Below are 22,361 nucleotides of genomic sequence, written 5' to 3'. Positions count from 1 at the left end.
GCCTGTCAGCCGAATCTGAGGCGCTGGCTCGACTTTCCTGTTCCTCAGTACCGATTCGCTTTCGCGCAAAGGGTGAGGCTTTCGCGTCAAAGCCTTCCAAACAAGCCAGAAACGCGAAAGGCGACCCGAAGGTCGCCTTTCGCTGGACTTACCGTCCGAATTTGGTGCGGTCGAGAGGACTCGAACCTCCACGGGTCTCCCCGCTACCACCTCAAGGTAGTGCGTCTACCAGTTCCGCCACGACCGCAGCTCGGTTCCGGTTGCAGGCGGTGCATCCGGTGAGCGGCGCCGATCTAGCAAATCGAATCCGTTGCCACAAGTGCATCCGCACGGAAAAACGAGCGATCCCGGGTTTTCCCCAGATTGGCTGCTCAGGCGGCCTCGGCCACGCTCTGCAATGTGTAGATCGTCGGGCGCTTCAGCATCTGGGTGATCTCGACGGAAATCTTGGCGCCGCTGACCACGACGATTCCCTTGGCGAAGGGGTGGTTGTTCGCGAGAATCTGGACTTCGTCGGTCTCGCTGGTGTTGAGCTCGATGATCGCGCCGCGGCCGAGGCGCAGCAGCTTGTAGATCGGCATCTCGGTCTGGCCGAGCACAACGGTGAGTTCGACAGGAACGAGATCGAGATCGGCCTTCAAGTCCTGCCTCCGGAACCCTACTTCAGAATTGGACCAGCGAAACTTGCCTGCCCGCCGGTTTTGGGCGCAAGAGGCTTGGCCGTGGTCGCGCCGGATGTCTCCGGTACGGAAAGCTTGGACGGAACATGGTTAAGCCATGGTGAAGATGCGTGAGGAACTCGCCGTGTCCTTCCTTTCGGAAGCGGTCGGCGAGCCGGTCGAATGGGTCGTGGCCGAGGGGCTGATCGGCTATGACGAGGCCGTCGCCGAGATGGAGATGCGCGCCGGGCTGATCGCCGACGGAGAGGCGCGCGAGCGCGTCTGGCTGGTCGAGCACCCGCCGCTCTACACCGCCGGCACCTCGGCGCGGGACGAGGACCTGATCGCGCCCGAGCGATTCCCGGTCTTCCGCTCGGGGCGGGGCGGGCAGTTCACCTATCACGGCCCCGGCCAGCGCGTGGCCTATGTCATGCTCGACCTGAAGCGGCGCCAGCCGGATCTGCGCCGCTTCGTCGCGGCGCTCGAAGGCTGGCTGATCGGCGCGCTCGACGATTTCAACATCCGCGGCGAGCGGCGCGAGGACCGCGTCGGCGTCTGGGTCCGCCGGCCCGACAAGGGGGCGGATGTCGAGGACAAGATCGCCGCGATCGGCATCCGGGTGCGCCGCTGGGTCTCGTTCCACGGCGTCTCGCTGAATGTCGAGCCGGAACTCTCGCATTTCGACGGTATCGTGCCTTGCGGCGTCAGCCAGCATGGCGTGACTTCGCTCGTCGATCTCGGCCTGCCGGTGACGATGCCGGAAGTCGATTCGGTGCTGCGCGAGGCTTTCGAGCGGGTGTTCGGCCCAACCGTCCCAGCCTGATTTACCTTTCGTTAGTCATGCCGCACCCATGCTTTCGGCCTGTTTCGAGCCAGACATGGGAATGACAGATGCGCGCTTTTCTTCTCGCCGGCGGCCTCGCTGTGCTGCTGGCCGCCTGCAACACCACCGACCAGCGCATTGCCGGCGCAGCCGCCGGAGCGGGGGCGGGCGCCCTCGTCGGCGGACCGATCGGCGCGGTTGCTGGCGGTGCGATCGGGGCCGTCGCGGCGCCGTCCGTGACCGGGTCGATCAACAAAGCGCGCGAGTAGCATCTTCCGCCGGCGCGGATTTGCCCGGCCGCATCCGTGCGTCCGTGCCGGTTGGCGTTTTCGATACGGCGCGCCATAACCTCGGCCGAGGATTCCGCCGAGGGAGCGCGCCGTGCCGGTCATCGAAAGCAAGGTCGATCTGAATTCGGCCGAGACGCGCGCCAATGCCGACGCCTGGGCCGGCTTGCGCGACGAACTTCAGCAGCAACGCGCGACCGCCGCGCTCGGCGGCAACGCCAAATCCCGCGAACGCCATACGGCTCGCGGCAAGCTGCTGCCTCGGGAGCGCGTTCTGCGCCTGCTCGATCCGGGCTCGGCCTTCCTCGAAATCGGCTCTCTCGCCGCCTTCGGCATGTATGAGGGCGATGTCCATGGCGCCGGCATGATCGCCGGCATCGGCCGCGTCGCCGGCCGCGAGTGCATGATCGTTTGCAACGATGCGACGATCAAAGGCGGCACCTACTACCCGATGACGGTGAAGAAGCATCTGCGTGCGCAGGAGATCGCCCGCGAGAACCGTCTGCCTTGCATCTACCTCGTCGATTCAGGTGGCGCGAACCTGCCGCACCAGACCGAGGTCTTCCCCGACCGCGAGCATTTCGGCCGCATCTTCTACAATCAGGCGACGCTCTCGGCCGAGGGCATTCCGCAGGTCGCGGTGGTGATGGGCTCCTGCACCGCCGGTGGCGCCTATGTGCCCGCGATGTCGGACGAGACGATCATCGTCAGGAAACAGGGCACCATCTTCCTGGGCGGCCCGCCGCTGGTGAAGGCCGCGACCGGCGAGGTCGTCTCGGCCGAGGACCTGGGCGGCGCCGACGTCCATGCGCGGCTCTCGGGCGTCGCGGATCACTATGCCGGCGACGACACGCATGCGCTCGCCATCGCCCGGCGCATTGCGGGCAATCTCAACAGGGTCAAGCGCCCGGATATCGACATCGCCGAGCCGGTCGAGCCGCTCTACGACCCGGCCGAGCTCGAAGCCGTGGTGCCGACGGACCTCAAGAAGCAGTACGACATCCGCGAGGTGATTGCGCGGCTGGTCGACGGCTCGGAGTTCGACGAGTTCAAGAAGCTCTATGGCACCACGCTGGTGACCGGCTTCGCCCGCATCCACGGCATCCCGGTCGGCATCATCGCCAATAACGGCATCCTGTTCTCGGAAAGCGCGCTCAAGGGCGCGCATTTCATCGAACTGTGCTGCCAGCGGCGCATTCCGCTGCTCTTCCTGCAGAATATCACCGGCTTCATGGTCGGCCGCGATTTCGAGACGCGCGGCATCGCCAAGGACGGCGCCAAGCTCGTCACCGCCGTCGCCTCGGCGCGGGTGCCGAAGATCACGGTGCTCGTCGGCGGCTCCTTCGGCGCCGGAAATTACGGCATGTGCGGGCGAGCCTACGGCCCCCGCTTCCTGTTCACCTGGCCGAACTCGCGGATATCGGTGATGGGCGGCGAGCAGGCGGCGAGCGTGCTCGCCACCGTGCGCCGCGACAACATCGAGGCCGAGGGCAAGAGCTGGCCGGCGGCCGACGAGGAGGCCTTCAAGGCGCCGATCCGCAGCCGGTACGAGGAAGAAGGCTCGCCCTATTTCGCCACGGCACGGCTCTGGGACGACGGCATCATCCTGCCCTCCGAGACCCGCCGCGTGCTGGCGCTGGCCTTCTCCGCCACGCTCAACGCGGAGATTCCCGAGACGAAGTTCGGCGTGTTCCGGATGTGAGGAGCGGGGCGCAGCCTCCGTCATGCTCGGGTCAAGCTCGATCATGACGGCAAGTCCTACCGCAGCTCGATTCTCGTGACTTCGTAGACGGCGCGCGCGCCGCGCTTGTCGCCGGGCGCGACAAGGCGCCAGCCGCCATCCAGCGGCTTGCCATCGACTTCGGCGACGAGGATGAGGGGCATGTTGCCGAAGTCGGGATGGATTTCTCCGATCGAGAAGGCGATCTGATAGCCGTCCTTCGCGCTCGCGATGAACGTCTTCCTGAGCTGGTCACCGGGCTTGAGGCCGTCGAGGGCCTTGTGCGCCTGCAGGACATCCCAGAACAGGACACCCTTGTAGTGGCGCGTTGCCGGCCCCTTCGAGGTCTCGAAGGTCACGTCGCGCTCGGCGACGGGCAGGCTCGACAGGGATTGCGACGAGAGCCGGATCGTATTGGCTCCGATACCGACGATCTCGATCGCGTGCTCCTGCGCGCGCAGGCAGCAAGGCGATGATCTCCGTTGGATGTCCGACGATAGCATGTCGCCGTTTCTCCGGTGGCTTGGATGATGCGCCTGCTTCGTCTGCCCGGTTTGAAGCAGGGCGGTTCAAAGCGCGGGGGCCTGAGACCTGACCGGGCTCCGAAGTTGTCTGTTTTCGGCCTAGGCGGATGGGGCAGAGGACAGTTTCGCGGCAGCCGCCGTTCGCACGGCCTCGGTCAGACGGTCGAGCAACCGAGCGGCCAATCTGGTGCGCTGCCAGAAGAGCGTGACGGCGATCCGCGTGTGCGGCGGCAGCTCGACCAGTCGGCCGGCCTCCAGATGTGGCGCGGCGAGCGACAGGGGCGCCATCGACCAGCCCAGCCCGGCGAGGGTCATGTCCAGCATGCCTTGAGTCGACGGCGTCCAATGGGTTGGGGGCGAGATGGATGTTCCCCACGCGGCCTGAGCCCATCGCGCCTGAAGCTCGTCGCGGCGGTCGAAGCGCAGCATAGGCACCCTTTGAAGGCTTGCCGCATCGACGCCGGCGTAAAAGCGGCGGCTCATGAAGTCGGGATTGGCCACGGCCAGATACTCGATGGCTCCGAGGGGATAGATCCTGCACCCGACGACCGTGGCAGGATCAGCCGTCACGGCGGCGAGGACCTCTCCGCTGCGAAGCCGCTGCGCGGTGTGGGCTTCGTCTTCGAGGACGAGATCGAGCATCGCGCCCGTTTCGGCCGCGAATTGCGCCGCTGCCTGTGGAAACCAGGTGCTGACGCTATCGGCGTTCACGGCAATCCGGAGCGAGGATAAGCCGGGCTCCTGCCCCGCCAGGCCTGGCAGATTATCGACGACTTCGCTTTCGAGCAGGCGGACCTGCTCGACATGGGCACAGAGCTTGGCGCCGACCTCCGTCGGCCGGCAGGGTGCGCCTCTGGTGAGCAGAATTGCGCCAAGCCGTTCCTCGAGCCCCTTCACGCGCTGGGACACGGCCGAGGGCGTGACGCCCAAGCTTGCCGCCGCCTTCTCGAAACTGCCCCCGCGGGCGACCGCGGCCACGGCCGCCAAAGATAGATAGTCGAGCATTAGCCAATCTAATTCAGGGTAAGCAGGTTTAGTTAGACTACATTCATCGCGCCCGCCATCAAGGCCCCATGACCAGCACCCTTCTTCCTGCCTTCGCCAAGGGCTTTGCGCTTTCCGCCGGCCTCATCGTCGCCATCGGCGCGCAGAATATGTTCGTCCTCCGGCAGGGCCTCAAACGCGAGCATGTCTGGCCAGTCGTCCTGTTTTGCGCTGCGGCGGATGCGGCGCTCATCATTGCCGGGGTCAGCGGCCTGGGTGGCATGCTCGCTCTCGTCCCGGGGCTGTCGCTCCTTCTCGGCCTGGGTGGTGCGGCCTTCCTCAGCTGGTACGGCGCTCTCGCCTTGCGGCGGGCCGCCAATCCGTCGGCGCTCATCTTGGACCATCAGGCCAGCATGACGCTCGGGGCCGCGCTGGCAGGAACCGCCGCCTTCACCTTCCTCAACCCTCACGTCTACATCGACACGGTGATGCTCATGGGGGCGGTCGGGGCGAGCCTTCCGCCTGTGGAACGGCCTCTCTTCATGGCGGGGGCGGCGAGCGCGAGCTTTGCCTGGTTCGCCTCGCTCGGCTTTGGCGCTCGGTTCCTTGCTCCGATTTTTACGCGCCCGGTGGCCTGGCGCATCCTCGACCTCGGCATCGGCCTCATGATGCTGGCGCTTGCCGTGAGCCTTCTCCACGGCGCGCTGATCGATTGATCGTCGCGCTTCAGGGTGCGACGTAAAAGAATCGGCTGCTTGATCGTCCATCGCGAACGGAGATTTTCATGACTGCTGGTTCGATCTTCAGCGGGTTGTCCGCATTTCCGCTGACCCCCGCCGATGCGGATGGAGTGGTCGATACCGAAGCCTTTGCCGTGATGCTCGATCGGCTCGTCGCGGCCGGGGTCGATTCCATCGCCGTGCTCGGAAGCACCGGCACCTATGCCTATCTGGAACGCACCGAGCGGGCGCGTGCGCTGTGCGCCGCCGTGGAAACGATTGCCGGTCGCGTTCCGCTGATCGCGGGAGTCGGGTCCCTGAGGACCTCGTGGTCGACCGAGCTTGCCAGAGATGCCGAGCGGGCCGGGGCCGATGCGCTGCTTCTGGCACCGGTCTCATACACGCCGCTAACCGAGGCAGAAGTGTTCGCGCACTTCCAAGCCGTCGCGAGCTCATCAGGCTTGCCGCTGTGCATCTACAACAATCCCAGCACGACCCATTTTACGTTCTCGGCGGAACTGATCGCTCGGCTCTCGCAGATCCGGAACATCGCGGCCGTCAAAATGCCGCTGCCCGGCAGCGGCGACTTTGCAGGCGAGATCGGCCGATTGCGCCCGGCCTGCCGTGAAGGATTCACGGTCGGCTATAGCGGCGACTGGGGAGCGGCTGCGGCGCTTCTCGCGGGCGCCGACGCCTGGTACAGCGTCGTCGCCGGTCTGTTGCCGGCGGCTGCACTGCGCCTGACGCGCGCGGCGAGGGCCGGCGATCGCGACGCGGCGCTGGCTGCCGATGCCGCCTTGGAACCTCTGTGGTCGCTGTTCCGGGCGCATGGAAGCCTGCGCGTGATGTATCTGATCGCAACGCGCCTTGGCCTACGGCCGGGCTTGCCGCCGCTGCCCATCCAGCCGCTCGATGCCTCCGTCGAACACGCCGTCGCCGAAGCACTGGAGGCCGTCAGGCAGTAAGCGCCCTTGCAGAAGCCCCGAGGGTTCTTACGCCAGCGTGAACGCCTCGTGCACCGCGCTCTGGACGCCGCCGCCCATGATCGGACCGCCACCTGCGACGTGGATCGCGTCACCGACGAGCGCGGCGCCGAGGCCGTGGCGGGGTGTGACCATCGGCGCATATTGCTCCCAGCCATCGGCCGCCGGGTCGTAGGCCTCCATCTGGCCGAAGACGCGGTTGGTGCCTTCCCCGCCCATCACGAAGACCTTGCCGCGATAGAGCACGGCGCCGTGGCCGGAGCGGCCCGTCGGAGCCGGCGCGCGCATCGTCCACTTGTCCGCTGCCGGGTCGTAGGAATGGTGCAGGTTCGAGTTGGTGTGGAAGGAATCGACCCGGCCGCCGATGACGTGGATCAGCGGGCCGATAGCGAGCGTGCCGGTGTGGTCGCGCGCGGTCGGGAGGGGTGAGCGTTCGCTCCAGCGATCGGTCTTGGGGTCGTAGACCAGATGCCAGTCGACCGAGCGCTTGCTCTCGGTGGTCTCGCCGATCGCGCCGCCGATGACATGCAGCACGCCCCCTAGCCCGACCACGGCGGTCGAGCCGGCCGGGCGGGGCAGGGCGGCGATCTCGGCCCAGCGATCGGCCTTGGGATCATAGACGAAGCAGCGCGGATGCGGCTTGCGGTTCTGCTCGAGGAAGCCGCCGATGGCGAAGAGCCTGCCGTCGAGGAAGGCGACGCCGACATGGTTGGCGCCCTGGGGCAGCGGCGCGCCATCATCCCATTTGTCGGCCTTGGGATCGTAGACATGGTGATAGGCCCGGTCGGTGCGCTGCTCGCCATAGCCGCCGACGACATGCATCCTGTCTTCGAAAGCCGTCGCCCAGGCCATCTCCGAGCGCGGCAGCGGCAGGGGCGCCTTCGCGCTCCAGCGGCCGGGCGAGGCTGCCTTCGGCGCCGGCGAATCGAAGACGTTCTGCGTAGCCGCCAGCTCGGGCTTGCCGATCCGCCCCGGCTGGGTGAGCCGCTCATATTGCGGGCCGTGATGCTCGTGCCCCGGCTGCTGGGCGAGCGCCGGGCCGGCGAGTGCGGCGGCGCCGGCAGCGAGCAGGTGGCGGCGGTTCAGGCTGGTCATCGCGTCGTCCTCCCGACTACAACGATAAGGCAGAGGCGCCGGGCGGCAAGCGCATGAATTGCCGATGGTTGCGCTGTTTCCCCGCGCGTTCTCGCCCGCTATGGTCGGTTGCCATCTCAAACGATTTAGGCTGCAGGAAACACGGGGAAACGCATGTCTGGGCATAACAAGGTCGCGATCATCACCGGTGCCGGTTCGGGCGTGGGCCGGTCGGTCGCCATCGCCTTCCTGAAGGACGGCTACCGCACCGTGCTGGCCGGTCGCCGGGCCGATGCACTGGAGGAGACGATCGCTCTCTCCGGCGCCGACAAGGGTCGGGCTCTCGCGGTCTCGACGGATGTCACCGACAAGGCCTCGGTCGAGGCGCTGTTCGCGAAGACGAATGAAGCCTTCGGCCGGGTCGACGTTCTCTTCAACAATGCCGGCGTCAACGCACCGGGCGGCGTGCTGCTGGAGGACCTCTCGCTGCAGGACTGGCAGAAGGTCGTCGACACCAACCTGACCGGCCCGTTCCTCTGCACCCAGGCCGCCTTCAAGGCGATGAAGGCGCAGGAGCCGCGCGGCGGGCGCATCATCAACAACGGCTCGATCTCGGCGCAGGCGCCGCGGCCGAACTCCGCCGCCTACACCGCGACCAAGCACGCCATCTCCGGCCTGACCAAGACCGCCTCGCTGGACGGGCGCAAATACGACATCGCCGTCGGCCAGGTCGATATCGGCAACGCGCTCACCGACATGGCCAAGAAGATGACGACCGGCGTGCCGCAGGCGGACGGTTCGGTGAAGGTCGAGCCGGTGATGGATGTCGACCACGTCGCGAGCACGGTGCTGCACATGGCCGGGCTGCCGCTGGAGGCCAACATCCTCTTCGTCACGGTGATGGCGACCAAGGCCCCGCTCGTCGGGCGCGGGTAGGGATTTTTCTCTCCCTTTACGTTCCCGCTTGCCTGTCATCCCGGGCGGAGCGAAGCGTAGACCCGGGATCCATGCCTGAGCCGCGCCGGTTTGCGCTCCGGCATGGATCCCGGATCGGCGCGGCTGAGCCGCTTGTCCGGGATGACGCGGCGAGGACGGGGATGACGGAGGCCAGCCAGACCGAGGTGAAGACCTACCCCTCCATCGCCCGCGCCTATACGCTGACGATCTGGGGCATCGCGCTCGGCATCCTCGTCCAGGCGGCGGCGACCGTCGTCTGGGCGCTCGCCATCGGCAACGCCCAGCTCTTCAAGGACGGCGTGGACTGGGTCTACGACGTCGCGCTCTACGGCATCGCCGCCATCGTCTTCGGCCGCGATGCGCGGGCCGAGCGGCTGGCGGCGGTCGCGATCGGCGCGGTGATGGCCGTCGCCGGCCTGCATTCACTCTACGATCTCTGGGACAAGATCGTCCGGCCGCGGCCGATCGAGGTCTGGACGCTCGGTTTCGCGGCCGCGAGCGCCATCGTCATCGCGCTCATCGTCATCGGCGTGCTCTGGCGCTTCCGACGCGAGGACAATCCGGTGATCAAGGCGACCTGGCTGTCGAGCCGCAACGACGCGATCTCGACGACCGGCTTCGCGCTGGTCGGGCTCGCCGCGCGTGTCGCGCCGGTGCGCTGGCCGGAATACCTGTTCGACCTCATCGTCGCCGGGATCTGCTTCCAGGCGACATGGGCGATCTGGCGCTCGCTGCGGCAGGGCGCGGATTCGGAAGCGACCCAGCCGGGTTTGCGCAACAAGGCGCAGACAGACGCGGCGGGCGGGCTATAAAGGCGGCAACCCTTTCGAGGACGCCGCCGCCATGACGATCGCCGCCAAGCTGCCTTCCATCCTGATCGCCAATCGCGGCGAGATCGCCTGCCGCGTGATCCGTACCGCCAAGCGGCTCGGGCTGCGCACCATAGCGGTCTATTCGGATGCCGACGCGGAGGCGCTGTTCGTGCAGATGGCCGACGATGCCTACCATATCGGGCCCGCCCCGGCCCGCGAGAGCTATCTCGATGCCGGCAAGATCCTGGCCGTCGCCAAGGAGGCGGGGGCCGCCTGCATCCATCCGGGCTACGGCTTTCTCTCCGAGAATGCCGACTTCGCCGATGCCTGCGCCAAGGCCGGGGTCGTCTTCGTCGGCCCGCCCGCCTCGGCGATTCGGGCGATGGGTTTGAAGGATGCCGCCAAGGCGCTGGTCGAGAAGGCTGATGTGCCGGTGGTGCCGGGTTATCACGGCGCCGAGCAGGGCGTCGATTTCCTGAGCCGGGAGGCCGAGCGCATCGGCTATCCCGTGCTGATCAAGGCGGTCGCCGGCGGCGGCGGCAAGGGCATGAAGAAGGTCGAGCGGCCCGAGGAGTTCGCGGACGCCCTGACCAGCGCCCAGCGCGAGGGGCAGAATGCCTTCGGTGACGCCCGCGTCCTCGTCGAGAAATACGTGCTCTCGCCCCGCCATGTCGAAATCCAGGTCTTCGGCGACAGCCACGGCAATGTCGTCCATCTCTACGAGCGCGACTGCTCGCTGCAGCGGCGCCACCAGAAGGTTATCGAGGAGGCGCCGGCACCGGGCATGAGCGCGGAAGTCCGCGCCGCCATGGGCAAGGCTGCGACCGAAGCCGCGAAGGCGGTCGGCTATGTCGGGGCCGGCACGGTCGAGTTCATCGCCGATGGGCGCGACGGTCTGCGGGCCGACCGCTTCTACTTCATGGAGATGAATACGCGGCTCCAGGTCGAGCATCCGGTGACGGAGGCGATCACCGGGCTCGATCTCGTCGAATTGCAATTGCAGGTCGCGGCCGGCGAGCCGCTCGGATTCACGCAGGCCGAGGTGAAGGCAAACGGCCATGCGGTCGAGGCGCGGCTCTATGCCGAGGACCCGGAGAAGGGCTTCCTGCCTTCGACCGGCAAGCTCTGGGCGCTGCAATTCCCGGAGGGCGAGGGCATCCGCATCGATACCGGCGTCGAGGCCGGCGACACGGTGACGCCGTTCTACGACCCGATGATCGCCAAGGTGATCGCCCATGGCGCGACGCGCGACGAGGCGCTCGACCGGCTGGGCGCGGCGCTGGGCGAGACCATCGTCGCCGGCCCCCGCACCAATCTTGCCTTCCTGAAGAAATTGACCGAGGCGGAGGGCTTCCGAAAGGGGCCGTTCGACACCGGTTTCATCGATCGCAACATCAGCGCGCTCGGCGCCGAGCCACAGCCGCTCGACGCAGCAGCCGTGGCGGCGGCGGCCCTGCAGCTCGAAGAGGAGCGGCAGGCGGCCGGAATGATCGCGGCTGCGGGCCGGGCGGAAGGCGAAGCGCGCTCACCTTGGCTCGATCCCGACGCGTTCTCGCTGATGCCGCGCCAGCCGCTCGGCCTGCCGCTCACGGTCGATGGCGAGCGCGTGGAGGCGCGGATCGAATGGCATCGCGAGGATGCGCGCGTCAGCCTGCCCGGCCACGAGATCGGCGAGGGCGAGCATGAGATCGCTCTGGCCGAGGGTGAGGGCGGCATCTGGTTCGCGCTGCATCGCGGCCGGCAGACGGCCGTGTCGCTGTTCGACCCCTTCTCGGTCGATCTCGATGCGGCCGCGGGCTCCGGCGGGGTGATCAAGGCGCCGATGCACGGCAAGCTCGTCGCGGTCTTCGTCGCGCCGGGCGAGACGGTGCTCAAGGGCCAGAGGCTCGCCATCGTCGAGGCGATGAAGATGGAGCATGTGCTGACCGCCCCGCGTGACGGCACGGTGAGCGAGGTCGTGGGCGAGCCGGGAGCGCAGGTCGCCGAAGGCGCGAAGGTCGTGGTGCTCGGCGAATAGGTGAATCGGTGGAATTGCTTGCGGGCGATGATTGAGATTCGGATTCAACCTTCGGGCAGTAAGCAGCTCATCTGAACCGCACCGTCATCCCGGACGAAGCGAAGCGGAGTTCCGGGACCCATCGTAGAACTCCGGAGTCTTACGATGGATCCCGGACCGGCGCGGCTTTGCCGCTTGTCCGGGATGAGGGCGTGGTCGCGAGCATGAAAGCGACCTCCTCTCCGCAGAAATATTCAGGCATCGAGCGCCGCGATCGCCTTCTCCAAAATCGTCAGGTTGACCTCCGCCAGCGAGTCGTCGTCGCCAAGGAACCAGGCGGCCGAGAGGCCGCACGAGGCGATGATCCAGCGCAGCAGGCGGCGGCGCTCCAGCCCCGATTTCGTCAGCACGATCTCCAGCCGGCGCTCGAAGGTGCCCGGCAAGATCGCCACGGGCGGTTGGGGGTCGGCGAGGTCGGGGTCGCAGAACAGGATGGTATATTCGAAGGCGCGATCGCCGATGACGCCTTTCGGGTCGATGGCGAGCCAGCCGCGCTCCTCGAAATCGAGCACGTTGTCGTGGTGGCAATCGGCATGGAGCGGCAGGATCTCCCGCTGCGCCACCAGCAATTCGCTGGCTACCGCTGCCGAGCGCGCCAGCAATCCGCCGTGCTCCGCCGCCATCGGGAAGAGATCCTTGAACCAGGCCTCGAGCGGGATCAGCCCGGCCGGGGACGGGCCGCGCGGCTTCTGCAAGGCGGCGATGGCGTTGCAGAGAATCGCGGTCGCCTCGTCGTCGGCGCCGTTTCGGGCCATCGCGGCGAGCGACCGGCGGCCCGTGGCGCGCTCGATCAGCATCGCGCTGCCCTCGTCGCCTTGCGCCAGCAGGCGCGCGGCGCCGTCGCCGCTCCAATATTCCAGCAGCCGATAGCCGAGGCGTTCGTCCTCGACCTCGGGCAGCTTCAGCATGGCGGGGGCGCCATCTTGCCTGACTGGCAGCAAGCGGCTGGCATGCGTCCTGATGGTCTCGCCGTCGGGAACCAAATGCCAGCGCGACAGCCAGGGCTCGAAGTCGGCCCGGGAAAGACCGCTCATCCGCGGCCGATGATGGGGAACTGCTCGGCCTCGTAGATCTGGCCGGAGACGGGCGCGCTGTCGTCCGAGAGCCAGAAGGCCGTGTGGGCGGCGATCTCCTCCGGCTGCATGATGCGCCCGGTCGGGGCGTGGCGGAGCGGCACATGGTTCTGCCAGCCCGGCGGCTGGCCCTCGCGCTGCTGCGTCGCGTCTTCGTTGGCGGTCCAGGTCCAGCCGACATTGAGCTGGTTGGCGCGGATGCGCTCGGGGCCCAACGTATTGGCGAGGTTGCGCGTCATCGTCATCAGCGCGCCCTTCGACATCGAATAGACGGTGAGGTTGGAGAGCCCGCAATAGGCATTGATCGAGCCGACGGTGACGATGGCGCCGCCCGATTTCTGGGCGCGGAAAGCGCGGATCGCGGCCTCGGCGCAGAGCAGCGGCGCGCGGGTGTTGATCGCGAACATATGGTCGAAGAAGGCGGCGGTGGTCTCAGCCAGGATGCCGCGCGGATAGATCCCGGCATTGTTGACGAGGCCGTCGATGCGGCCGAAGGCGGAAACCGTGGCGTCGACGATGGCCTGTGCCGTCGCGGGATCGGCGAGATCGCCGGTTGTCCCCTTCGTGGAGGAGCCGAGGCGGGCGACGGCGGCATCGACCTCCGTGGGATCACGACCATGGATCAGCACTTTCGCACCCTCGGCGATCAGCCGCTCGGCCATCGCATGGCCGATGCCGGTCGAGGAGCCGGTGACGAGAATGACCTTGCCTGCTAGTCCGCGCATGGGGAGCGTCCGTGTCTCAATCGGGAGGTCGGGATGACTGTGAAGCGCATCGTGGCCAACATGGCAACCGGGGAACCGGGGCTGGCACGCGCATTCTACGGCGGCATTTTTGACATGCACCCCGTCATGGACCACGGCTGGATCCAAACTCTCGCCGCGGATGGCGAGCGGGCCGGGCCGCAACTCAGCTTCGCCAGCGAGGGCGGCTCGGGCGCGCCGGTGCCCGATCTGTCGATCGAGGTCGACGATCTCGACGCCGTGCTGCGCAAGGCCGAGGCGGCGGGCCTCGCGATCGAATACGGGCCGGTTGACGAGCCCTGGGGCGTCAGGCGCTTCTTCCTGCGCGACCCGTTCGGGCGGCTTGTCAACGTGCTGGCGCACCGCGCCTGAACCAGCTCTGTGGAGAAACCTCCGAAAGGCTGGCCGACTGGTCTGGCCGAGCCTATTTTACCCGCCATGTCGCTTCATATTCTCAAGCTCTGCGTCGGCGCGGAATCGATCGTCGATCTCGAGGAATGGATCGAGGAGCGCATGGCGCTGGAGCGTCGCCTTGGACGGCCGCAAGAGCAGACGCATACCACGCGCATGGTGCCGAAGAGGATCGAGGAGATCCTCGATGGCGGCTCGCTTTACTGGGTGATCAAGGGGCAGGTTTCGGCCCGCCAGCGCCTGACCGATATCCGCCCCTTCACCGATACGGACGGCATCGGCCGCTGCCATCTGGTGATGGAGCCGGTGGTGATCCCGGTCGAGCCGCGGCCGTTCCGCCCCTTTCAGGGCTGGCGCTATCTGCAGGCGAAGGACGCGCCGCGCGATCTGGCCGAGCATGGCGGCGATGTCGGCGAGATGCCGGAGGCGTTGAGGCGGGAGCTGGCGGGGCTCGGGCTGCTGTAGTTGCAGGTCATGGTCGGGATTGACCCGACCATTTCGGAAACCAGCGTTATTAGTCGGGAGATTCTCGGGTCTTCGCTTCGCTGCGCCGAGAATGACGCCAGCTCACACCGCGATATTGTCGATCAGCCGTGTGCTGCCGATGCGGGCCGCGAGGATCAGGCGCACCGGGCCATCGGCCAGCGAGGTGAGCGGTGCCAGCGTCTCGGCGTGGCGCGCTTCCAGATAGTCGAGCTCGAATCCGGCGGTGATGATCGCGTTTTGTGCATCGGCGACCGCCTTGAACAGGTTGTCGCGGTTGCGGATGCGCGCGGCGAGGTCCTGCATCACGCGGTGAAGCGCAGGCGCCAGCGCCCGGTGTTCCGCCGAGAGGTAGCGATTGCGCGAGGACATGGCGAGACCGTCCGCCTCGCGGATCGTTGCGAGCGGAACGACGGTGATGCCGAGGTCGAGATCACCAGCCATGCGGGTGACGACCTTGAGCTGCTGGTAGTCCTTCTCGCCGAAGATCGCGAAATCGGCGCGCGATTGCGTGAAGAGCTTGCAGCAGACCGTCGCCACGCCCTCGAAATGCGTCGGGCGGAAGCGATCCTCCAAACCGACGGCAGCCGGGCCGAGCAGCAGCACGCGGGTGGCAAAGCCGGCCGGGTACATCTCCTCGACCGAGGGGAAGAACACCGCATCCGCACCGGCCGCGACGAGCTTGGCGCAGTCGTCGTCGAAGGTGCGCGGATATTTCTTGAAGTCCTCATGCGGCGCGAACTGCGTCGGGTTGACGAAGATCGAGACGATGACGCGCCGCGCATGGCGCTGGCCCTCAGTGACCAGGGCGATGTGGCCCTCGTGGAGCGCGCCCATGGTCGGCACCAGTGCGACCCTCTCGCCGGCTGCATGCCAGCCGGCGACGGCTTCGCGCATTGCGGCGACCGTCTCGAAAATCGTGATCCCAGCCATGGCCTTCTCTTTCTCGTCTGCGTCGATCTTCTCGGCCTGCATCGTGAGGGCCGCATGGCAGCGTCTCGCAGGGTGCTTCAGGTTCGGAAACCATCTGAAACAGCCTTCGAGACGCGGACTTCGTCCGCTCCTCAGGATGAGGGCTGAGAGGAACAGGCCAACCCCTGTCCGGGACGGGTAGCAAATGCGGCGGCGATGGCCAATATCAGGAGGATGAGAACGATTCAGCCGGATCGAAGGGATTGATGAGCGACAGGAACGAGCGTGCCGTCGGCAAGGCTGCTGCGACCGCGCCAGCCGAACATTCGCAGCCGGGCGAGATCGACCGTTTTCTCGGCGCGGCGAAGCGGCTGGCGCCGTTGGCGACGGGGCAGGCGGGTCGGCTCGTCTTCGCCCTCGACGCCACGATGAGCCGCCAACCGAGCTGGGACCTCGCCTGCTCGCTACAGGCGCGCATGTTCGAAGTGACCGGGCAGAGTGGCGGTCTCGCGGTGCAACTCGTCTATTTCCGAGGCATCGGCGAATGCCGGGCTTCCGGCTGGGTCGGCGAGCCCGAGCGGCTGACCGGGCTGATGCGCAGGATCGCCTGCGAGGGCGGGCAGACGCAGATCGCGCGCGTGTTGCGCCATGTCCGCGACGAGGCGAAGAGCGTGCCGCTGCGCGCCTTCGTCTTCGTCGGCGATGCGATGGAGGAGGATGTCGATGCCCTCGCGGCTCTGGCCGGCGAGCTTGGCCTGCGCGGCATCCGCGGCTTCGTCTTTCAGGAAGGGCAGGAGCCGGCGGCAAGCGCGGCCTTCGCGACAATCGCGCGGCTGACGGGCGGGGCGCATGCGCGCTTCGACGTCGACGCGCCGGCCTCGCTGCTCGAGCTTCTGCGCGGAGCGGCCGCCTATGCCACAGGGGGGCGCGAGGCGATGCTGCGGCTAGCCGGGTCGAGCCCCGCGGTGAAGGGGTTGATCGCGGCCATGGATGGAGGCCGGCGGTGAGCCTGCTCTACGGCGTTGCCGTCCTGATCCTGATCTGGTGGCTGGTGAAGCTGTTCGCCGGCGCCAACCCTAAGGTCGTGGCGCGGCTGGCGAAGACGGTCGGGGGCGTGGCCTCGCTCGGCGTCGCCGGGCTCCTGATGGTGCGCGGCCGGCTGGACATGGCGATCTTTCTCGGTGGTGTCGGCGCTTGGCTGCTCGGCTGGAGCGCGACGGGACCGGGGGGCATTCGCTTCCCCTGGGCCGATCGGAGCGGCCCGACGGCGGGTACGACCTCGCAAGTGCAGTCCGCGCTGCTGGATATGGAGCTCGACCACGACAGCGGCGCTATGAAGGGTCGGGTCAAGGCCGGCGCCTATGCCGGCCGCGACCTCGACGGCCTGGGCATGGCCGATATCAGCGCGCTGCTGCGCGAATGCCTGGCGCGCGACCCGGATGGGGCACGCCTGCTAGAGGCATATCTCGACCGCCGGTCGCCCGGCTGGCGTGAAGACGCTCAGCGTGACGGCGACACGGGGCAGGGCGGCACGCCGGGCACGGGCGCGATGACGCAGCAGGAGGCCTACGAGATCCTGGGGCTTCAGCCGGGGGCGGGCGAGGAGGCGATCCGCGAAGCCCACCGGGCTCTGATGAAGCGCATCCACCCGGACGCCGGGGGCACCAGCGGTCTTGCCGCTCGCGTCAACCAGGCCAAGGACGTCCTTGTGAAGCAGCGATAGCGAGGGGTTCGGGAAGTGCGTCTGCGACATGGCGGGAACTCCTTTCCCTGACCGATCAGCTGCGGGTTGCGAAGCAGGAGAAGCCGCCGCGCTTCAGCTGCGTGCAGGCGTTCTGCGCGTCCTTCGAGTCGTCGAAGCCGGCGAAGCGGGCACGGAAGAGCGTGGAGCCGCCCTTCTCGACCTTCTCGGTGAAGGGCGAGGCGCTGGCGAGCGAGCCGATAGCCTTGGCACGGGCGCGGGCCAGGATTTCCTTGGCCTTGCCCTCGTCATCGGTGGCGCCGAGCTGGATCACCCATTTCCCGGAGGAGACGACGGCGGCCTGGTGGGACATCGCAGGGGTGGGCTCGGGAGCCTGCACCTTGGCCGGGGCGGCCTCTGCCTTGCGGGCGACGCTGGTGGCCGGAACTTCGATCCTGGCGTCGGCGACCTTCACCGGCTCGGCGACGGGTTCCGGCGCCCTGGCGATCGAGGAGGTGACGTCGACATTCGCCGGCGGACGCAGGACCTTGGCATCGGCCGGCTGGGCGCCGATCGACCAGCGCATGGCTGATGGCGTCGTGGTCGCGGCGACCGGCCGCATGCCGGAGAGCTGGACCGGCTGGCCGGCGGTAGCGACCGGACGCGGCGGGGCGATCGGAGTCGTCGTCGGCATAGGCGCATAGGCGCGGGCGGCGGCCGGCAGGGGCTGCTGCTCCTCGACCTGCTGGCGCGGACGCGGCACCGGGACCGGCATCGGCGTCGGCTCGGCGACGGCGGCCTGCTGAACCGCTACGGCGCGTGGGCGCTCTTCCATGCGCGGACGCTCTTCCGGCTCGGGCGCCTCGGCGACCATCACGGAGGAACGGCCGCTGGTCGTGGCGCGCGGCAGGCTGGCCAGCACGAGATCGGTCATGATCTTGTCGCGGGAGGCGCCGGAGCGGCCGCCGAGCACGACCGAGACGATGTGGCGGCCTTCCGCCTTCGCCGAGGTCATCAGGTTGAAGCCGGAGGCGCGGGTATAGCCGGTCTTGATGCCGTCGACGCCCTCGACCTTGCCGAGCAGGCGGTTATGGCCGCGGATGGTGCGGCTGCCGTACTGGAAGGCGCGCATCGAGAACAGCGGATAGTATTTCGGAAAGCGCTCCTGGAGGGCGCGGGCGAGGATGGTGAGATCGCGCGCCGTGGTCAGGTTGGGCGGGGAATGCGGCAGGCCGTGCGGGTTGTAGAACCGCGTCGAGCCCATTCCGAGCGCGCGTGCTCTGCGCGTCATCTGATCGGCGAAGGCCTCCTCGGAGCCGGCGATGTTCTCGGCGACGACGACGGAGGAGTCGTTGGCCGAGAGCGTGATCATACTCTTGATCGCGTCCTCGACCGAGATGGTCGAACCGGCGCGGAGGCCGAGCTTGGTCGGCGGCTGCGAGGCCGCATAGGACGAGACCTTGAGCTCGGAATCCATCGAGAAGCGGCCGCGCTCCATCTGCTCGAACAGCATGTAGAGCGTCATGACCTTGGTGAGCGAGGCCGGGATGCGGGCGGCATCCTCGTTGACCGCGTGCAAGGTCCGGCCGCTCCTGGCGTCGACCACCATCGCGGCATAGGGCGGCGTGTAGCCGCCGCCTCCTGCGTGATGACGGCGCTTGCGCGCCTCGGCAGGGGAGGTCGCGATCGTCGCCGCCACAGCGGCGATGCCGATCAGCCCGACGACGGCCCGCAGACGCGGCCGCTGAAACCCAACGCAACCCAGAACCATGAACTCGCCTCGAACTCGTACTGTTTGGTTCTGCCCCGCTGCCGGCTCCATCGTGGCGCGCAGGACACAGTAGAAGGAGGTTAGGTGGATGCGGTTACGGAGCCGTTAAAACTTGAACGGTTGCGATCGGAACGATCTGCGTTTGGTGCATTGCAGCGTTCTCTTGACATTCATGTTGCAATGCACAATATACGGGCAGTCCCCGGTGATGATCTCTTCATACGACCTTGGGGCGATACATCCGGCCGTATGGCCCATTCACCTAATGTGGCACCTCAGGTGCTCAGGAGACGACCCATGATCCAGCAGTTCGACACCATCCAGAAGGCTTCCAAAGAGAACGTCGATGCCGCTCTGAAGGCTTTCGGCGCCACCTCCAAGGGCGTGCAGACGATCGCCGTCGAGGCGACCGACTACGCCAAGAAGTCCTTCGAGGCTGGCACCGCCGCGCTCGAGAAGCTCGCCGGCGTGAAGACCTTCGACAAGGCGCTCGAGATCCAGGCCGACTATGTCAAGACCTCGTTCGAGGGCGCCGTCGCCCAGCTCACCAAGATGGGCGAGCTCTACACCGCTCTGGCCAAGGACGCCTACAAGCCGTTCGAGGGCATCGTCTCGAAGGCTGTCCCGGCCGTGAAGGCGTGATGCCTGCCGGCCGCCGAAAGGCGGCCGAGACCGAGTGAGTTCAGTTGCGTTTGAAAACCCCGGCCCCCAAGGCCGGGGTTTTTCATTGGCTGGAGTGGCTCCTCGTGTCCGAATGTCCGCCACTACAAGTTTCGGATATTCCCGCGCGGCGCGGCCTGGTTGCGCGTAGACGGTATCCCATGCACTGATTGGGCTTCGTCGGGAGGCCAGCATGGTAATTCGATCGCAGATTTCCGCTTTAGCGCTATGCATTTTCATGGTCGGCGCGGCCCACGCCCAGACGCCAACCTCCAAGGCCGAGGGCATCCCGGTGACGCCGGACAATTTCATGCGCGCCGAGACGGATATGTACTTCGGCAATTTCGTGAAGGACGGGGCGCTCGGGAAATTCATTCATACGCGTGAACCGGCGTCGATCGACAACCAGACCGTGATCCGGATGAACCGCGACACGCTCTATTCGTTTGCTGCTTTCGATCTCGATGCCGGTCCCGTCACCGTCACGCTTCCGGATGCAGGCAAGCGTTTTCGCTCGGTGCAGGTCGTCGATCAGGATCAATTCACCCCGCGCGTGATCTACAAGTCCGGCACCTATACCTTCACGCGAAAGGAAATAGGCACGCGCTACATGGCGCTGCTGATGCGCACGCTGGTTGATCCGGCCGATCCGGAAGACGTGAAGAAGGTCCACGTCCTGCAAGACGGGGTGCGCGTGACTCAAAACGGGCCGGGCAAGTTCGAGGTGCCTAATTGGGATCAGGCAAGCCATAAGAAGGTGCGCGAAGCGCTGCTGGTGCTGGCGTCCACGATGAAAGACTTCAAGGGCTCGTTCGGTCCGAAGGGAGCGGTCGATCCGGTCCATCGGCTGATTGGCGCTGCAGCCGGCTGGGGCGGAAATCCGGACAAGGATGCGACTTATGTCGGCCTGACGCCTGAGAAGAACGACGGCAAGACAATCTACAAGCTGAATGTGAAGGACGTACCCGTCGACGCGTTCTGGTCGATCAGCGTCTACAATGCGCAGGGTTATTTCGAGAAGAACCCGCAGAACGCCTACACGATCAACAATATCACCGCGAAGCGCGAGCTCGATGGCTCGGTCAATGTCCAGTTCGGCGGCTGCGACGGCAAGATTGTCAATTGCTTGCCCATCACGAATGGCTGGAACTACCTTGTTCGGCTTTACCGCCCACGCGCAGAAATCCTGAGCGGCAAGTGGACGTTTCCGGAGGCCAAACCGGCCAACTAGGCCTTGCGGTTCTGCGGTGATCTACGGGGCCGCGAAGGGTCGAAAGCCGGCCAGAGGCAAGCCGCCGGCTTTCAGCTTCATCAGACTGCGCATGGCCGTTTTCTCTTTTGAACCGATTGAAAACGCGGCTCGATGAGCGCATTTCTATGAGCACGCGCTTTTTTCGCGCCCAGAGGTTTCCGGTCCCGCCATGCTCGACAAATCAGTGCCGCCCCGCACGCTCAAGCTCAACGCCGCCGACAATGTCGTCGTCGCTGTCGATCCGGTCGATCTCGGTGTGAGTGCCGCCGGCGTCGAGGCGCTGAAGCGCATTCCGCGCGGGCACAAGATGGCGATCGCACCGATCGCCAAGGACGAGCCGATCCGCAAGTTCGGCCAGATCATCGGCTTCGCCACCGTCGATATCCCGCCGGGCGAATGGGTCCACGAGCACAATACCGGCTTCCATGCCTTCGATCGCGACTACGCCTTCAGCGCCGAGGCCAAGCCCGAATTCGTCCTGCCGGTCGAGCAGCAGGCGACCTTCGAGGGCTTCCGCCGCGCGGGCGGCAAGGCTGGTACGCGCAACTATGTCGGCATCCTGACCTCGGTGAACTGCTCGGCCTCCGCCGCGCGCTTCATGGCCGAGGAGGTGAAGCGCTCCGGCCTGCTCGACGATTATCCGAATGTCGACGGCGTGATTGCGCTGACCCACGGCACCGGCTGCGGCATCGACTACAATGGCGAGAGCTTCGAGGTGCTGAAGCGCACCACCTGGGGCTATGCCTGCAATCCGAACATGGCGGCGGTGCTGGTCGTAGGCCTCGGCTGCGAAGGCTTTCAGATCAGCCGCATGAAGGAAGCCTATGGCATCAGCGAGAGCGACGTCTTCCGCACGCTGACGATCCAGGAGACCGGCGGGACGAAGAAAGCAGTCGCGGCCGGTATCGATGCGCTCAAGGTCATGCTGCCTATCGCCAACCGGGCGAAGCGCGAGACGGTGCCGGCCTCGGAACTGATGCTTGCCCTGCAATGCGGCGGCTCGGACGGCTATTCCGGCATCACCGCCAACCCGGCGCTCGGTGCGGCCGTCGACATCCTGGTCGAGCATGGCGGCACGGCGATCCTCTCCGAGACGCCAGAGATTTATGGCGCCGAGCATTTGCTGACCCGCCGCGCCGCGACACGCGAGGTCGGCGAGAAGCTCGTCGGCATCATCAAGTGGTGGGAGGATTATACCGCCCGCGCCCGGATGGACATGAACAACAACCCCTCGCCGGGCAACAAGGCGGGCGGGCTGACCACCATCCTGGAGAAGTCGCTGGGCGCAGCCGCCAAGGGCGGCACCAAGACGCTGGCGGCCGTCTATCATTATGCCGAGCCGGTGAAGGACAAGGGCTTCGTCTATATGGACACGCCTGGCTACGACCCGGTCGCGGCGACGGGGCAGGTGGCCGGCGGCGCCAATATTCTCGCTTTCACCACCGGTCGCGGCTCCGCTTATGGCTGCAAGCCCACGCCTTCGATGAAGCTCGCGACCAACACGCCGATCTACGAGCGGATGATCGACGACATGGACATCAATTGCGGCGACGTCCTCGACGGCGTTTCGCTGGAGCAGAAGGGCCGCGAGATCTTCGAGAAGCTGCTCAAGGTCGCCTCCGGCGAGAAGACCAAATCCGAGCAGCTCGGCTATGGCGACGCCGAATTCGTGCCCTGGCAGATCGGCGCGACGATGTGACATCGGGCTTGGTCGATCCCGGGCCCATTGAACCCGACCGAAGTCTGGTGCGACCTATGCACAGGGGCCGGAACCGCT

23 protein-coding genes and 1 tRNA gene are annotated in these 22,361 nt (G+C 66.7%); 15 read left to right on the top strand and 9 right to left on the bottom strand.

Annotated elements, in window-relative coordinates; all coding sequences use genetic code 11:
• Positions 1 to 162 precede the first annotated feature (162 nt).
• Positions 163 to 247, bottom strand: a tRNA-Leu gene (locus NWE53_RS07495).
• A 124-nt stretch (positions 248 to 371) separates the two neighbouring features.
• Positions 372 to 641 (bottom strand): FliM/FliN family flagellar motor switch protein, encoded by a 270-nt coding sequence (locus NWE53_RS07490; RefSeq protein ID WP_265053722.1) that lies wholly within the window; start codon positions 639 to 641, stop codon positions 372 to 374.
• A gap of 136 nt (positions 642 to 777) precedes the next feature.
• Here NWE53_RS07490 and lipB point away from each other — a divergent pair, with 136 nt between their 5' ends.
• The 3 genes from lipB (at position 778) to NWE53_RS07475 (ending at position 3,471) form a co-directional block, all read left to right on the top strand.
• The gene (lipB, locus tag NWE53_RS07485) at positions 778 to 1,482 is read left to right on the top strand and encodes a lipoyl(octanoyl) transferase LipB (RefSeq protein ID WP_265053721.1); all 705 of its coding nucleotides are present in this window, start codon (positions 778 to 780) and stop codon (positions 1,480 to 1,482) included.
• A 68-nt stretch (positions 1,483 to 1,550) separates the two neighbouring features.
• The gene (locus NWE53_RS07480) at positions 1,551 to 1,751 is read left to right on the top strand and encodes a hypothetical protein (RefSeq protein ID WP_265053720.1); all 201 of its coding nucleotides are present in this window, start codon (positions 1,551 to 1,553) and stop codon (positions 1,749 to 1,751) included.
• Positions 1,752 to 1,863: 112 nt separating this feature from the next.
• Positions 1,864 to 3,471, top strand: a complete 1,608-nt coding sequence (locus NWE53_RS07475; RefSeq protein ID WP_265053719.1) for a carboxyl transferase domain-containing protein — start codon at positions 1,864 to 1,866, stop codon at positions 3,469 to 3,471.
• A gap of 56 nt (positions 3,472 to 3,527) precedes the next feature.
• Here NWE53_RS07475 and NWE53_RS07470 read toward each other — a convergent pair whose 3' ends face one another.
• Positions 3,528 to 3,992 carry a hypothetical protein gene (locus NWE53_RS07470; protein WP_265053718.1) on the bottom strand — a complete coding sequence of 155 codons (465 nt, stop codon included), beginning with the start codon at positions 3,990 to 3,992 and terminating at the stop codon, positions 3,528 to 3,530.
• A 120-nt stretch (positions 3,993 to 4,112) separates the two neighbouring features.
• Entirely contained in the window at positions 4,113 to 5,018 is a 906-nt protein-coding gene (locus NWE53_RS07465; RefSeq protein WP_265053717.1) for a LysR family transcriptional regulator ArgP, read from the bottom strand.
• 68 nt (positions 5,019 to 5,086) lie between these two features.
• On the opposite strand from NWE53_RS07465, the gene NWE53_RS07460 reads away from it, so the two are divergent.
• Positions 5,087 to 5,713 (top strand): LysE/ArgO family amino acid transporter, encoded by a 627-nt coding sequence (locus NWE53_RS07460; protein ID WP_265053716.1) that lies wholly within the window; start codon positions 5,087 to 5,089, stop codon positions 5,711 to 5,713.
• 68 nt (positions 5,714 to 5,781) lie between these two features.
• Positions 5,782 to 6,681 (top strand): dihydrodipicolinate synthase family protein, encoded by a 900-nt coding sequence (locus NWE53_RS07455; protein WP_265053715.1) that lies wholly within the window; start codon positions 5,782 to 5,784, stop codon positions 6,679 to 6,681.
• Between the two features lie 27 nt (positions 6,682 to 6,708).
• On the opposite strand, the gene NWE53_RS07450 is transcribed toward NWE53_RS07455, so the two are convergent.
• Entirely contained in the window at positions 6,709 to 7,794 is a 1,086-nt protein-coding gene (locus tag NWE53_RS07450) for a Kelch repeat-containing protein (RefSeq protein WP_265053714.1), read from the bottom strand.
• 153 nt (positions 7,795 to 7,947) lie between these two features.
• Here NWE53_RS07450 and NWE53_RS07445 point away from each other — a divergent pair, with 153 nt between their 5' ends.
• The 3 genes from NWE53_RS07445 to NWE53_RS07435 all read left to right on the top strand — a co-directional run bounded on the left by NWE53_RS07445 (position 7,948) and on the right by NWE53_RS07435 (position 11,559).
• Entirely contained in the window at positions 7,948 to 8,709 is a 762-nt protein-coding gene (locus NWE53_RS07445; RefSeq protein WP_265053713.1) for an SDR family oxidoreductase, read from the top strand.
• Positions 8,710 to 8,870: 161 nt separating this feature from the next.
• A complete protein-coding gene (locus tag NWE53_RS07440) occupies positions 8,871 to 9,542 on the top strand; it encodes a cation efflux transmembrane domain-containing protein (protein ID WP_265053712.1) in 672 nt (223 codons plus the stop codon).
• Positions 9,543 to 9,573: 31 nt separating this feature from the next.
• Positions 9,574 to 11,559 carry an acetyl/propionyl/methylcrotonyl-CoA carboxylase subunit alpha gene (locus NWE53_RS07435; RefSeq protein ID WP_265053711.1) on the top strand — a complete coding sequence of 662 codons (1,986 nt, stop codon included), beginning with the start codon at positions 9,574 to 9,576 and terminating at the stop codon, positions 11,557 to 11,559.
• A gap of 233 nt (positions 11,560 to 11,792) precedes the next feature.
• Here the strand turns inward: NWE53_RS07435 and NWE53_RS07430 are convergent, their stop codons facing one another.
• Together NWE53_RS07430 and NWE53_RS07425 are read right to left on the bottom strand one after the other, a co-directional pair.
• Positions 11,793 to 12,632: an aminoglycoside phosphotransferase family protein gene (locus tag NWE53_RS07430; RefSeq protein WP_265053710.1), complete on the bottom strand. Its 840-nt coding sequence runs from the start codon at positions 12,630 to 12,632 to the stop codon at positions 11,793 to 11,795.
• Positions 12,629 to 13,396 (bottom strand): SDR family NAD(P)-dependent oxidoreductase, encoded by a 768-nt coding sequence (locus tag NWE53_RS07425; RefSeq protein ID WP_265053709.1) that lies wholly within the window; start codon positions 13,394 to 13,396, stop codon positions 12,629 to 12,631. Before NWE53_RS07425 ends, NWE53_RS07430 begins: the two co-directional genes overlap by 4 nt.
• 33 nt (positions 13,397 to 13,429) lie before the next feature.
• On the opposite strand from NWE53_RS07425, the gene NWE53_RS07420 reads away from it, so the two are divergent.
• Positions 13,430 to 13,786: a VOC family protein gene (locus NWE53_RS07420; RefSeq protein WP_265053708.1), complete on the top strand. Its 357-nt coding sequence runs from the start codon at positions 13,430 to 13,432 to the stop codon at positions 13,784 to 13,786.
• A 66-nt stretch (positions 13,787 to 13,852) separates the two neighbouring features.
• Complete coding sequence (locus NWE53_RS07415; protein WP_265053707.1) at positions 13,853 to 14,290, top strand: DUF1489 family protein; 438 nt, start codon at positions 13,853 to 13,855, stop codon at positions 14,288 to 14,290.
• A 102-nt stretch (positions 14,291 to 14,392) separates the two neighbouring features.
• Here the strand turns inward: NWE53_RS07415 and panC are convergent, their stop codons facing one another.
• Complete coding sequence (gene panC / locus NWE53_RS07410) at positions 14,393 to 15,241, bottom strand: pantoate--beta-alanine ligase (protein ID WP_265053706.1); 849 nt, start codon at positions 15,239 to 15,241, stop codon at positions 14,393 to 14,395.
• A gap of 245 nt (positions 15,242 to 15,486) precedes the next feature.
• Between panC and NWE53_RS07405 the strand changes: the two genes are divergently transcribed.
• Positions 15,487 to 16,227 (top strand): VWA domain-containing protein, encoded by a 741-nt coding sequence (locus tag NWE53_RS07405; RefSeq protein WP_265053705.1) that lies wholly within the window; start codon positions 15,487 to 15,489, stop codon positions 16,225 to 16,227.
• Entirely contained in the window at positions 16,224 to 16,943 is a 720-nt protein-coding gene (locus NWE53_RS07400) for a DnaJ domain-containing protein (RefSeq protein WP_265053704.1), read from the top strand. The genes NWE53_RS07405 and NWE53_RS07400 overlap by 4 nt, the downstream gene beginning before the upstream one ends.
• 55 nt (positions 16,944 to 16,998) lie before the next feature.
• Here NWE53_RS07400 and NWE53_RS07395 read toward each other — a convergent pair whose 3' ends face one another.
• Positions 16,999 to 18,672 (bottom strand): SPOR domain-containing protein, encoded by a 1,674-nt coding sequence (locus tag NWE53_RS07395; protein WP_265053703.1) that lies wholly within the window; start codon positions 18,670 to 18,672, stop codon positions 16,999 to 17,001.
• Positions 18,673 to 18,969: 297 nt separating this feature from the next.
• Between NWE53_RS07395 and NWE53_RS07390 the strand changes: the two genes are divergently transcribed.
• The 3 genes from NWE53_RS07390 to NWE53_RS07380 all read left to right on the top strand — a co-directional run bounded on the left by NWE53_RS07390 (position 18,970) and on the right by NWE53_RS07380 (position 22,283).
• Positions 18,970 to 19,314 (top strand): phasin family protein, encoded by a 345-nt coding sequence (locus NWE53_RS07390; RefSeq protein ID WP_265053702.1) that lies wholly within the window; start codon positions 18,970 to 18,972, stop codon positions 19,312 to 19,314.
• Between the two features lie 211 nt (positions 19,315 to 19,525).
• Positions 19,526 to 20,563 (top strand): DUF1254 domain-containing protein, encoded by a 1,038-nt coding sequence (locus NWE53_RS07385; RefSeq protein ID WP_265053701.1) that lies wholly within the window; start codon positions 19,526 to 19,528, stop codon positions 20,561 to 20,563.
• Between the two features lie 190 nt (positions 20,564 to 20,753).
• Complete coding sequence (locus NWE53_RS07380) at positions 20,754 to 22,283, top strand: UxaA family hydrolase (protein ID WP_265053700.1); 1,530 nt, start codon at positions 20,754 to 20,756, stop codon at positions 22,281 to 22,283.
• Positions 22,284 to 22,361: the final 78 nt, after the last annotated feature.

Source organism: Bosea sp. NBC_00550 (assembly GCF_026020075.1).
GTDB lineage: Bacteria > Pseudomonadota > Alphaproteobacteria > Rhizobiales > Beijerinckiaceae > Allobosea.
Note: the sequence above shows the minus strand (reverse complement) of the source record. Positions and strands in the feature narration are given on the sequence as shown.